At 64.6% G+C, this 13,262-nt stretch carries 8 protein-coding genes; 1 reads left to right on the plus strand and 7 read right to left on the minus strand.

Features of this window, described 5'->3' with window-relative positions; all coding sequences use genetic code 11:
* Positions 1-87 precede the first annotated feature (87 nt).
* The 7 genes from RCH14_RS03330 to puuE all read right to left on the minus strand — a co-directional run bounded on the left by RCH14_RS03330 (position 88) and on the right by puuE (position 12,801).
* Positions 88-3,507: a TonB-dependent receptor gene (locus tag RCH14_RS03330; RefSeq protein ID WP_343024730.1), complete on the minus strand. Its 3,420-nt coding sequence runs from the start codon at positions 3,505-3,507 to the stop codon at positions 88-90.
* Positions 3,508-4,018: 511 nt separating this feature from the next.
* Positions 4,019-5,512: an adenosine deaminase gene (locus RCH14_RS03335; protein WP_343024731.1), complete on the minus strand. Its 1,494-nt coding sequence runs from the start codon at positions 5,510-5,512 to the stop codon at positions 4,019-4,021.
* An 84-nt stretch (positions 5,513-5,596) separates the two neighbouring features.
* Positions 5,597-6,901 (minus strand): guanine deaminase, encoded by a 1,305-nt coding sequence (gene guaD / locus RCH14_RS03340; protein WP_343024732.1) that lies wholly within the window; start codon positions 6,899-6,901, stop codon positions 5,597-5,599.
* Complete coding sequence (gene xdhC, locus RCH14_RS03345; RefSeq protein ID WP_343025039.1) at positions 6,901-7,905, minus strand: xanthine dehydrogenase accessory protein XdhC; 1,005 nt, start codon at positions 7,903-7,905, stop codon at positions 6,901-6,903. The genes guaD and xdhC overlap by 1 nt, the downstream gene beginning before the upstream one ends.
* Before the next feature lie 2 nt (positions 7,906-7,907).
* Entirely contained in the window at positions 7,908-10,241 is a 2,334-nt protein-coding gene (xdhB, locus tag RCH14_RS03350) for a xanthine dehydrogenase molybdopterin binding subunit (RefSeq protein WP_343024733.1), read from the minus strand.
* 10 nt (positions 10,242-10,251) lie between these two features.
* Positions 10,252-11,721, minus strand: coding sequence for a xanthine dehydrogenase small subunit (gene xdhA, locus RCH14_RS03355; protein ID WP_343024734.1), 1,470 nt, complete (start codon positions 11,719-11,721; stop codon positions 10,252-10,254).
* A 120-nt stretch (positions 11,722-11,841) separates the two neighbouring features.
* A complete protein-coding gene (puuE, locus tag RCH14_RS03360; RefSeq protein WP_343024735.1) occupies positions 11,842-12,801 on the minus strand; it encodes an allantoinase PuuE in 960 nt (319 codons plus the stop codon).
* Positions 12,802-12,907: 106 nt separating this feature from the next.
* On the opposite strand from puuE, the gene uraH reads away from it, so the two are divergent.
* The gene (uraH, locus tag RCH14_RS03365) at positions 12,908-13,261 is read left to right on the plus strand and encodes a hydroxyisourate hydrolase (protein ID WP_343024736.1); all 354 of its coding nucleotides are present in this window, start codon (positions 12,908-12,910) and stop codon (positions 13,259-13,261) included.
* Position 13,262: the final 1 nt, after the last annotated feature.

The following is a 13,262-nucleotide window of genomic DNA, read 5'->3' on the forward strand; positions in this document are numbered from 1 at the left end:
CATCAGGGCTGCCGACTTTTTTGATGAAAAAACGGCCGGTGTTTCCACCGGCCGTTCTGGCTACTTCAGGCTACCAATTCGCGCTGCTTAGAATTCGTAACGCAGGGTTGCCTGGATGGCCCACTGCGACTCGCCCTTGGCTTGCTTCAGGTCTTGACGCTCGACGTCGTTACGCACGACGTAGACATAACGACCTTGTGCATCGATACCAGCGACGTCGACGAAGCTGCGTGCCTGGCCACCGGAGCCCTGGAAGCTGATCTCTTCGGTACGGCCCCATTTCTTGTTCAGCAGATTGCCGAAGTTCATGAAGTCGAGCGAGAAGGTCGCCTTGTTGCGCGCGAAGATGCCCGGGATTTCCTGGCTGATGCGCACGTCGAAGGTGTTGACCCATTCGGCGGTCGAGTTGTTACGCTTCACGACACCACCGGCGGCTTTGCTCAGGCCCTTGTTCGCGTTAACCACGTCCCAGAAGCGCTGCTCGTTGGCACGGCTCGTTGCGGTGTCGCCCGAGAACACGACTTCGTTCGCGCCGAAGGCGGTCGGGATGTACATCAGGTCGTTACCGGCCAGATTGTCACCGTTCATGTCGTTGTTGAACGTCCAGCTGTACGGACGGCCTTCACGACCTTCGTAGAAGACGCCGAGACGCGTGTTGTAGCCTTCGAAGAATTTCTTCTGGAAGTTCATCAGCGCATTGACGCGGTTCTTGATGGCGTAGCTCGAGGTCGCGGCGACTTCTTCGTTCGGGTTGAACGACGAACGGCCGTTGAAGTTCGAGTTGGCCACCGACGAGGTCAGCGGCGAGACTTCGGTGGCATCGGTGTAGGTGTACGCCACCGACCAGCCAAAGCCCTTCGTCATCGGCTGCGACAGCGACATGGTCAGCACTTTCGCGTCGCCCTTGTCGGTATCACGCGCCACCAGCACGTTGTTGAAACTGCGGTTGTTCAGCGAACGGTTGACCGCGCCGCAGCTGGTGATGATGTTCGCCGTGTTGTTCGACACGCCGTAGCAAGCCTGGCTCAGGCCGGCTGCGTTCCAGAACAGTGGACGGCCATCCGAACCGTTGCGGGTTGCTGCGCCCAGATTCAGGTGCTCGTAGTAGATGCCGTTCTTGTTCTTGGTGTACAGCGCTTCAGCGCCGAAGACCAGGCCGTACCATGGCAGTTCGGTGTCGAACGCCAGGTTGGTTTTCCAGATCGATGGCTGACGGAAGTTCGGATCCAGGAAGTTGACATCGGCGGCCGGGATGGCGCCGGTGATGCCAGGCTGACTGTCAGGATTGAAGCTGGTCAGGCCGCCAGTCGTTGGGCAGCGGGTTGCGCCAGTGCCCGAGCAGCTGATCGTGGCGGTGGCCACGCCGGTGCCCGAGAACGGGTTCGACATCCACACCGTGGCTGCCGCGCCCTGGAACAGACCAAAGCCGCCGCGGATCTGGGTCGGACGTGGCGACTTGTCGAAGCGGTAGTTAAAGCCGAAGCGCGGCTGGATCAGGTCGGTGCCGTCGATCGTCTGGGTGTTGTCCAGACCGAAGCCGCCGGACTGACGCACGCCGGTGGCCGGGTTGCCGGCCACGAGTGCCTGGGCAGCAGCGGTGTTGGCCAATGGACGGCCGCCGACATCGTTACGGTCATAGCGCACGCCGTAGGTCAGGGTCAGCTGGTCGTTGACGGTCCAGGTGTCTTGCAGGAACAGACCGGTGTTCTTGGTGGAGAACTCGGCAACCGCATCGTTCAGCGATGCGCCTGGCAGCGCGCGCTGCTGGCTGTAGCTCAGTGGGCGACCCCTGCGGAAGTTCTCCAGCACGGCTTGCTGCACTTGTGCATTGGTCGCGCGCGCGCAGCTTGGCAGCGCGCCGAAGCTGTAGAAGTTCGCGTCCGCCGAATCCAGGCAGGCGAAGGTGTACGAGCCGTTAATACCCTGCAGGAACGCGTTGTAGACATCGTTCTTGGTGTAGTCGGCACCGAACTTCAGTTCATGGTCGCCCACGATCCAGTTGGCACCGGCGTACAGGTCCTTGGTCTTGTTGCGCAGCACGTTGTTGTGACGGCTGAACTCGGTACCGAAGTTGATGTTACGGTTGGCGGTCGACAGGCCGGCAGGTGCATCAGCTGGCAGCGCGCCGCTGAACTGCAGGGCCATCGATGGCGTGCGGGTCGCGTTGGTCGGGACCGAATCGTAGTCGCGGTTCGAGAACTTGATCTCGGTCGAGAAGTTCGGGGTCCAGTCCGAGAACAACTGGGCAACGGTGGTCTCGATCGACTTGCCCTGGTTGTAGAAGCTCGACGACAGGCCGACACCGGTGGCCGAGAAGCCCGGGTAGAACGGCTCGCCCTGTTCGGTCTTGGCGTAACGCAGGTTGGCGCGGTGTTCGTCGGTGATGTTCCAGTCGAACTTCACCAGGCGCTCTTTCGAGGTCAGCATCGAACCGGTCGGCACGGCAGTGCTGCCAATGTCGACGCCGTAGGTTTGCTGGGCGATGCGCTGCGCTTCCGAGATAGCCGACTGGCTGATGCCGACGGTGGTGCCGGCGCCGCTGCCGATGGCGCCGAACTCAGGGCTCGAACGCGAGCTTTCGAAGTTCTCGGCCAGTGCGTAGATGAACAGCTTGTCCTGGATCAGCGGACCCGATGCCCAGACACCCTTGGTGGTTTCCTTCGACTTCGGCGCGTCGGTGTAGACGTCGGTGATCGGGTTGTAACGGTCGCCCGACAGGTTGTCGTTGCGGTACACGTAGTACACACCACCCTTGTAGGTGTTGGTACCCGACTTGGTCACGGCGTTGATGTTCGCGCCGGTATAGCCTTTTTGGGTGACGTCGTAGTTGGCGACGTTGACCTGCACCGACTGGATCGCTTCGATCGAGATCGGCTGGCGCGCGGTCGGGCTGCCGTTCGATTCCAGGCCGAAGGTGTCGTTGATCGCGACGCCGTCGATGGTCGTCGAGTTGTAGCGCGAGTTCTGGCCGGCGACCGAGATTTCGCCGCGGTCCTTGTCGGTCTGCGACACGCGCGGGTCGGCACGGGCGTAATCTTGCAGGTTACGCTGGATCGATGCCTGGGTCTGGAGCTGGGTGCTGCTGATGGCGGTGCCCGCACCCATGTTGTTGCTCGAGAAAACTTCCGAGCGCGATGCGGTACCGGCGATAGTCACGGTCTGCACGCCCAGGGTGGCGTCGACTTCGGCGGTCTGGGCCAGATCGAGGAAGACGTTGTTGCGCGTTTCAGTGATGCCGTCTTTGGTGATGGTGATGGTGTAAGGACCACCCACGCGCAGACCGCGTGCAACGTAGCGGCCTTCAGCGTCGGTCATGACATTGCTGACAGAACCCGACTCGGTGTGCAGGATCTGCACTTGCGCGCCGGCAGCCGGCTGACCCGAGACGTTCGAGATACGGCCACCGACGGCCGAAGTGGTGTTCTGTGCGAACGACGGCGACGCCGCCAACGCAACTGACAAAGCCAGCGCCAACTTGGTGAGCCGGATCTGCTGTTGAGTGATCATTGATTACCCCAAAAAGAACTTCAAAGTTGTTTGTTGGACGCCCGACGGACGTCCTCCCCTGCTTTACTGCGTGTTGTATTCGTATTGCCGCGTCAGTGATTCAGCCGGCAAGCGGCTGCGATTGTATCGGTACAATGTTTCAACAAAATGACACGATGTGTGGTTTGATTTACACCAGAATTGCGCCAATATGCATCAGCGTTTTCAGCCCGACAAATTCAATTTGGCTTGGCTATTCAGAGCTTTTTCGTATAAATCGCCGCATTGACGTTGTCGTTACGCGACATAAATCGTGTCACTTGGCGCGCTTTATGACATGGCGGAATTATATGCGTGGCATTCCACAGTGAAATTTTTTTGGCAAAAAATCAGTAGAACCAGCGGTGCACGGGGAAATTGTGTAGCAAGAAGACGACAAACCTTACTTCCGGAATAACTTCGTGCCGAAAAGTCGAAGGTCGTTTATGACAGGCAGGCGATCCGGCGAGCGCCGGATCGCGGATCACACTCTTTATTTCGCGCGCGCGGTCTGGGTCGCCATGGCAGCGACTTGCGCCTCGAATCGGGCGTAGCGCCCATCGAGCTGTTTCGTTAAGCGTTGTTTTTCTGCAACGGGCAGGAAGGCGTAGCGGATGCTGTTGTACGACGCCTTCTTGATTTCCGCATACGAAGGCTTGAACTGGCTGGCAAATTGCACGTACTCGTGCGACAGCGTGTGGCGGGTCACGCCGGCGTCGTCGGTCGAAATCACGTACGGCACGCCATACTTGCGATACAGATGGATCGGATGATCCGCGCCTGCCACGCCGCTGATGAACGCGTTCGAGGTCAGATTGATCTCGACCGGAACATCCTTCTCGCGCATCGTTTTGATGATGGCCGGTGCATTGGCTTCATGCGCCAGGTCCAGGCCATGGCCGATGCGGTCGGCGCCGGCAATACCCAGCGCGCTGTCGATGTGAAACTTCAGGCCTTCCGGTGGCACCTCGCCCAGCGCCAGCTCGCCCGCATGCATCGCCACTTTCACGTCCGGGTACACCGTTTTCAGGAAGCGGAACATCTTCATGTGCAGCAGGTAGTCGCGCATCGACACGTGCAAACTCTCCTGGCCGACGATGTTGACGCCCACGATGCGTCCGCCCTTGGCAGCGGCCTTGAAGCTCGACACCATCGCCGAAAACACCTGCGACGGCGCCAAGAGGCGCAGCGTGTAGTTCTGGTAGCGCATCGTGAAGCGCTCGTCGTCGATGCCTTCCGAGGCCGCATTGATCTGCGCGACGAACGTATCGATCGACGTGTTGTAGGCCGCGTTGGCGTCCAGCGCGGTCAGCTCGGCGCGCAACTGCGCGTCCAGCGCCGCATCGTCGTTGACGCTGGCGCGGGTGCCGGTGTCGAAGGCGGCGTTGGCCACGAACGGCGAGAGCAGGAACATCGTTTCGATGTAGCCGACATTCTCGGCGATGGCGCGCGCCTTGATCTCTTGCAGGCCTTCGCGCAGATTGTCGTTGGCGACCGGGCCGAAGTAGCCGAAGGTGCCGAAGAACAGGCGGTCCGGCGCCGGCTGGATCGCGATGTGGTTGCCGAAGTCCTTGTTCGACCAGCGCTTGACCAGCTCGCGCCAGGTGTTTTCGTCGGCATTGACTTGTGCGCCCGACAGGCAGGTGCGTTCAGCAGCCGGTTTGGCGCGCTGCGCGGCGATGGTCGCCTTGTCGGTCTCGATGCGGTAAGTGTTCTTGTCGATGCAAAAGCCCTGCTTGTCGACGAAATCGACATAGGTCTCGGCATAGATCGCGCCCGAATAATGGTGGTGCAAATCGCCGCCCTTGGGCATCTGCGTGAAGAACATCGTCAGCTCGGACAGGCGCGGCGTGCTGCCCTCGATCAGGCTGGCGTAGTGGCGCGAGGTGGCCGCTTCATTGGCGGTGACCGATGGCGCCCTGGCCAACACGGGCGCGGCGACGACGGCCAGCGCCAGCAGCGCGCTGCCAGGCAAATACTTGTGCATGGTGATACTTTCAGGATGAATGACGGATGGATGGCAAGCGCCCAACTCTAACGCCTTCGTCCGGGGTTGGCAATATTGCCAGCCCTACCTTTCGTGGACGAGGCGACCAAACGAATACGTCGCGGCCACCGTGCGGTCGTCGCCCAGCAGCGCCAGTGCGAACAGCAGCTCTTCGAGCGAGTGGCTGTGGCTCGTGCGGCGCGCCATCAGCGGCGTGGCCGCGCGGTCGAGCACCACGAAATCGGCTTCGAGGCCGGGCGCGAAGCTGCCGATCGTGTCGTCCAGCCCCATCGCGCGCGCCGCGCCCAGCGTGGCGAGGTAGAACATGCGCAGCGCCGTCAGGTAACTGCCCTTCATGCGCGCGACTTTATACGCTTCGTTCATCGTCTGCAGCAGCGAGAACGAGGTGCCGGCGCCCACGTCGGTGCCGAGCGACAGCAGCATGCCGGCCTTGTCGGCGCGCTCGAAGTCGAACAGGCCGCTGCCCAGGAACAGGTTCGACGTGGGGCACACGGCGGCGGCCGAGCCGGTAGCCGCCATGCGCGCCATGTCCTCGTCGTCGAGCCAGATGCAGTGGCCGAACATCGCGCGCGGGCGCATCAGGCCATAGCTGTCGTACACGTCCAGATAGCTGCGCGCCTGCGGGAACAGCTCGCTCACCCAGGCGCACTCGTCGCGGTTCTCGGCCACGTGGGTCTGGATGAAGGTGTCCGGGTACGCCGCCGCCAGTTCGCCCGTCAGGCGCAGCTGGGCTTCGGTCGACGTCGGCGCAAAGCGCGGCGTGATCGCGTACAGCGCGCGGCCGCGCTTGTGCCAGCGCTTGATCAGCGCTTCGCTCTCCCCCAATTCGCCTTCGAGGTCGCGCAGGAAGTCCGGGCAGTTGCGGTCCATCAGCACCTTGCCGGCCACCATGCGCAGGTTGCGCGCTTCGCTCGCGGCAAAGAATGCGTCGACTGATTGCGGGTGCACGGTGCAGTAGACCATCGCCGTGGTGGTCCCGCAGCGCAGCAGCTCGTCGAGGAAGAAGTCGGCCGTGGCGCGGCCATCGGCGTGATCTTCGTAGCGGCGCTCGGTCGGGAACGTATAGGTCTCGAGCCACGGCAGCAGGCCCGGGGCGGGCGAGGCGATCATGTCGGTCTGCGGGTAATGCAGGTGCGTGTCGATGAAGCCAGGCACGATCAGCTTGCCGCGGTAGTCGACGGGTTCGAGGTCCGCAGGCAGCATCGACGCGAGCGCGGCGTAGTCGCCGGCAGCCTTGATGCGGCCATCCTCGACGATTAGCAGGCCATCTTCGTGAAACAGCGCGGCGCCATCGTCGAACGCCGGATCGGCGCGAAAGTGCAGCAGGCTGGCGCGATAGGCCTGCAGATTGGGTGATGCAGAGGGCATTACAAAGATTCCGGTTGAATTTCTGGGTGATGTTCAATCTGGCGTGCAGCTTCCCACACGGCCAGCAATTGCGCCACACTCGACGCCGCGATCACGGCCGGGGCCTTGCCGGCAATGCCGGGCAGGCCAATCGGGCAGACCATGCCGGCCAGGCGCGCATCATCGATGCCGCGTGCGCGCAGGCGCGCTTCGAACTGGCTGCGCTTGGTGCTTGATCCAATCAGGCCGAACCAGTCGGGCGGCGCCGGATGCGCGGGGCGCGCCAGGATCGCGTGACACAGGCGCAGGTCGAGCGCGTGGCTGTGGGTCATGACGAGAAAGCTCGTGCCGGGCCCGGCGTGTGCCACCAGCGCCTCGGGCGTATCGGTCGCCTCGATCGTCACGTTCGGGGGTATGGATGCCGGGAACATGGCGTCGCGTTCGTCGACCCACGTCACGCGGCATGGCAGGTCGGCCAGTGCGCGCACGATGGCCGCGCCCACGTGGCCGGCGCCGAACAGCATCAGGTGCGCGCGCGGGGCGAGGACCGGGTCAAGCAGCCAGCGGCGGCCGCCCTCGCCGTCCAGCACCTGCGCCTCGAATGCGCGCTCAAAGGCCGGCGCGTCCGGCGTACCCGCCAGGGGCGCCGCGTCGTCGAACAAGGCCCACTCGAACGCGCCGTCCAGGGCGACGAGGCGCCAGGTGTCGACATTGCGGCGCGCGCGCAGCAGGTCGACCTGCGCGGCATCGACACGCTCGAACGCCAGCCAGGCGACGCCGCCGCAGCACTGGCCGAGGCTCGGGCCCAGCGCAAAGCGCTCGAAGCGGCGCGCTTCGCCCAGCCCCAGCATCGCGCGCGCAATCTCCAGCGCGCGGTGCTCGAGATGGCCGCCACCAATGGTGTCGTCAAAGTCGTGCGCGCGCACCAGCATCTTCGCGCCCGGCTCGCGCGGCGCCGAACCCTTCACGGCCGCCACCGTGACCAGCACGGACGGCACATCGCTCCGGGCGCGCAACCAGTCCATCGTCACGCGCGCGCGCCGGCGGCGCCCTCGACAAACGCGATTGCATGCAGAATGGCTTCGCTCGTCGCGGGGGCATTGAGCGGTGGATTGACGCGGTGTCCGCCCACGCTCGAGATGGCGTCGCGAATGGCGAAGAAGACCGAGAACGGCAGCAGCAGCGGCGGCTCGCCCACGGCCTTGGAGCGGTGGATACTGTCTTCGACGTTGGCATTGTCGAACAACGTCACGCGAAAATCCTCGGGACAGTCCGAGACCGCCGGAATTTTATACGTCGACGGCGCATGCGTCATCAGCTTGCCCGCCGGGTTCCACCACAGTTCCTCGGTGGTCAGCCACCCCATGCCCTGGATGAAGGCGCCTTCGACCTGGCCGATGTCGATCGCCGGATTAAGCGAGCGGCCGGCGTCGTACAACGCATCGACACGCAGCAGCTTCCACTCGCCGGTGAGCGTGTCGACCACCACTTCCGACACCGCCGCGCCGTACGCGAAGTACGAAAATGGACGCCCCGTCATCGTCTTCGGGTCCCAGTGCAGGCCGGGCGTCGCGTAGAACCCATCGGACCACAGCTGCACGCGCGCCAGGTACGCTTTGGCGACCACTTCTTCGAACGGCAGCGCCAGGCCCGCGACGAACACGGTACCGGCGGCGAAGCGCACCTCGCTGGCCGCGCCCCCGTACTGCTGCGCCGCGAATTGCGCGAGGCGCGCGCGGATCTTGCCGGCCGCATCCTGCGCCGCCTTGCCGTTCAGGTCCGCGCCGGTCGAGGCGGCGGTGGCCGACGTGTTCGAGACCTTGCTGGTGTTGGTCGCCGTGGCGCGCACACGCGCGAGGTCCACGCCCAGCTCGTGCGCCACGACCTGCATCACTTTGGTGTTGATGCCCTGCCCCATCTCGGTGCCGCCATGGTTGACGAGGATGGAGCCGTCCACATACACGTGCACCAGCGCGCCGGCCTGGTTCAGGTGCGTGACATTGAACGCGATGCCGAACTTGAGCGGCGTGAGCGCCAGGCCTTTCTTCAGCACAGGGCTGGTGCGGTTGTAGTCGTCGACGGCCGCGCGGCGCGCGCGGTAGTCGCTGTCCGCTTCCAGCTCGGCCACCAGTTCAGGGATGACGTTGTCGACAATGGTCTGGCCGTAGGGCGTGACGTTGCGATCCTGCGCGCCGTAGAAATTCAGGCGCCGGATATCGAGTGCGTCGCGCCCCAGGTTGCGCGCGATTTCGTCGAGTACGTATTCGATGGCGATCGCGCCCTGCGGACCACCAAAGCCGCGAAACGCGGTGTTCGATTGCGTGTTGGTCTTGCCGCAGGCGGCGCGGATGTCGACGTCGGACAAGTAGTACGCATTGTCGAAGTGGCAGACGGCGCGCGTGGCCACGGGGCCGGACAAATCGGCCGAGTAGCCGGCGCGCGTGACCATGTCAACGCACGCGGCCAGGATGCGACCCGCGTCGTCGTAGCCGACCTCGTAGTCGTAGTGAAAGCAATGGCGCTTGCCAGTGACGAGCATGTCGTCGTCGCGGTCGGCGCGCAGCTTGACGGGGCTGGACGTATGCACGGCGGCGATGGCCGCGGCCGCCGCCCACAGCGCCGATTGCGATTCCTTGCCGCCAAAGCCCCCGCCCATGCGGCGGCATTCGACCGTCACGTGGTGCGAATGCAGGCCGAGCGCATGGGCGATCACGTGCTGCATCTCGCTCGGATGCTGGGTCGACGAATACACGTGCATGCCGCGGTCTTCGCCGGGAATCGCATACGCGATCTGGCCTTCGAGGTAGAACTGCTCTTGCCCGCCCACGTACAGCTGGCCCTTGACGGTGTGCGGCGCGCGCGCGAACGCTGCTGCGGCATCGCCGCGCGTCAGGCGCATGGGCGGCAGCACGTACGATTGCGCGGCGCGCGCCGCCTGCGGGGTCAGGATCGCCGACAGGTCTTCGTACGTCACCTGCGCCAGGCGCGCCGCACGGCGTGCGTTGTCGTGACTGTCGGCGACGACGATGAAGATCGGCTGACCGACGTACTGCACCAGGCCATCGGCCAGGATCGGATCGTCGTGGATGATCGGGCCGCAATCGTTCAGGCCCGGGATGTCGGCCACGGTCAGCACGGCGACCACGCCGGCGCTGGCACGCACCGGCGCCAGGTCGATGGCGGTGATGCGCGCATGCGCGCGGGCAGAGAGGCCCAGCGCCGCATGCAGCGTGCCGGCCAGCTCGGCGATATCGTCGGTGAAGGTCGCGCCGCCGCGCACATGCAGTTCGCTCGACTCGTGCTTGCGCGCGCGACCCACTTCGGCCCACGCTTCCAGGTTCTTGATGCCGCCGTCATTCATGGTCGTCTCCTCAGGCGCCGGCAAAGGCATTGACGGCCTGTGCGGGCAAGGGGTCGTGCAGGCGCGTTTCAAACCAGAAGCGCCGCAGCAGGTTCTGCGCGGTGCGCATCCGGTAACTGCTGGACGCCCTTGCGTCACTGAGCGGCGCATAGTCGCGGCCCAGCGCCGCCATCGCGCCCGTCAACACGGCTTCGCTCCACGGCTGGCCCAGCAGCGCGGCTTCGGCCTGCGCGGCGCGCTGTGGCGTCGCGGCCATGCCGCCGAACGCGATGCGCGCGTCAACGATCGTTTCGCCGTCGAGCACGATGGCAAACGCCGCGCACACGGCCGAGATATCCTGATCGAAGCGCTTGGCCAGTTTGTAGGTACGAAAGCGCAGGCCCGGACGCGATTGTGGAAGCGGCACGCGCACCGCCTGCACGAATTCACCGGGCCGCAAATCCTTCTTCTGGTAGCCCAGGTAAAACTCGTCCAGCGCCAGCACGCGTGTACCGGCGCTGCTGGTCAGTACCACCTGGCTGCCCAGCGCGATCATCCACGGCATCGAGTCGCCAATGGGCGAACCGTTGGCCACGTTGCCGCCCAGTGTGCCGGCATGGCGGATCGGCAGCGACGCAAAGCGCTGCCAGAGTTCTGTCAGTTCGGCCGGATAGCGCGCGGCCAGTGCCTCGTAGGCATCCTGCAGCGAGACGCCGGCGCCGATTTCCAGCATGCCGTCAAATTCGCGCATCGTTTTGAGTTCGGCAACCTGGCCGAGATAGATCACGTCGACCAGGTCGCGCAGCTGCTTGGTGACCCACAGCCCGACGTCGGTCGAGCCGGCCAGCAGCACGGCTGCCGGGTGGTCTGCGCGCAGCGCCGCCAGTTCGGCCACGGTGCGCGGCACGTGGAAGTGCTGGCCATGCGCGGCGTACGTGAAGCCGTGGCTGCGTTGCAGCGTGCGCAGGCGCTCGGCCAGCGCAGCGCGGTCGAAGGCGACGGGCGGCAGTTCGACCATGCGGCGCGCGGCGTCGATGATCGGGCGGTAGCCGGTGCAGCGGCACAGGTTGCCGGACAGCGCATCGTTGATCTGGCAGCGCGATGGTGCGCGCCCTTCCTGTTTCAGGTACATGCCAAACAGCGACATCGCAAACCCCGGCGTACAAAAGCCGCATTGCGAGCCGTGGCATTCGACCAGCGCCTGCTGCACCGGATGGGGCGCGCCACCCGGCTGCGCCAGGTCTTCGACAGTAAACAGCGCCTTGCCGTCGAGCGTCGGCGTGAACTGGATGCAGGCGTTCACGGCGCGCAGCGCCAGCTCGCCATCGTCCAGCGAACCGATCACCACGGTGCAGGCACCGCAATCGCCCTCGGCGCAGCCTTCCTTGGTGCCGGTGCAGCGCAAATCCTCCCGCAGGTGTTGCAGGATGGTTTGCGTGGGCTTCACGTCGCGCAGTTCGCGCACCTGGCCCTGGTAAAGAAATCGGATCGGTTCTGACATGCCTGTCTTTGGTGAGTGGTTTGCTGGACGCCAAAGGCGGAAGGCTACCATCCGCCACCATCCAGGCTATAAGCCGATGATGATATCGCTCATATCCAGAAAAATATAACTGGACACATATCAGATCGGGCAGGGATGCACCGTTTTCCAGTGCCTGGCGATATCGATGCGGCGCGTGACCCAGACCTTGTCGTGCCGGCCCACGTAATCGAGAAAGCGCGCCAGCGCTGCCGTGCGGCCCGGGCGGCCCGCCAGGCGGCAATGCAGCCCGACCGACAGCATCTTCGGCTGGTTCAGCCCATGCGGGTCGCCCTCGGCGTACAGCACGTCGAAGGCATCCTTCAGGTAGTCGAAGAACTGCGTGCCCGAATTGAAGCCGCCGGCCGAAGCAAAGCGCATGTCGTTGGTATCGAGCGTGTACGGGACCACCAGGTGCGGCGTGCGGCGCATTGCCCCATCCGGCCCGGCGGCATCGACCTGCTGCCAGAACGGCAGGTCGTCGCCGTAATGGTCGGCGTCGTAGGCAAAGCCGCCATGCTCGACCACGAGGCGGCGCGTGTTGGGCGAGTCGCGCCCCGTGTACCAGCCCTCGGGCGGCGCCCCGGTCAGGTCGCGGAAGATCGCCACCGCTTCGCGCAGGTGGGCCCGCTCGGTCGCTTCGTCAACGTTCTGGTACGAGATCCAGCGCAGGCCGTGGCAGGCGATTTCGTGGCCCAGTTCCTGGAACGCGGCCACTGCCTCGGGATGGCGCGCGAGCGCCTGCGCCACGCCGAACACGGTCAGTGGCAGCTTGCGGTCCTCGAACAGGCGCAGCAGGCGCCACAGGCCGGCGCGCGAGCCGTATTCGTAGAGCGACTCCATGCTCATGTGGCGCGCGGGGAAGGCACTGGCCCCGATCATCTCGGACAGGAAGGTTTCGGACGCCGCATCGCCATGCAGCACATTGTTTTCGGCCCCTTCTTCGTAGTTGAGCACGAACTGCAGCGCGATGCGCGCCGCGCCCGGCCACTGCGGATGGGGCGGTGTGCGGCCGTAGCCGGCCAGATCGCGCGGATAGAATGCAGGCTCAGGAGCGGGCATGGCGGCAGTCCGAAGAATGGTATAAGCCCGATCATATAGCGCTGTGCGAGCCGCGGTATAAGATGCGACGCATACCGCAACGCTGCAACCAGATATGGGAGACCGGATGGGCAAACTCACCACCCACGTACTCGACACCGCGCACGGCTGCCCCGGCGCCGGCATCACGGTCGAGCTGTACATGATCGACGCGGCGGGCCGTACGCTGCTCAAGACCGACCTGACGAACGACGACGGCCGCTGCGCCAGCGCGCTGCTCGATGCAGCAGCGCTGCAACCTGGCCAGTACGAGTTGGTGTTTCATGCGGGCGACTATTACGCGGCGCGGGGCGTGGCCTTGTCCACCCCGCGCTTCCTGGACCGGATCACGCTGGGCTTCGGCATCGCGGCCACGGACCAGAATTACCATGTGCCGCTGGTGATGACGCCTTGGTCGTACTCGACCTACCGGGGCAGCTAGG

Source organism: Massilia sp. MP_M2 (assembly GCF_039123635.1).
Lineage (GTDB): Bacteria > Pseudomonadota > Gammaproteobacteria > Burkholderiales > Burkholderiaceae_D > Telluria.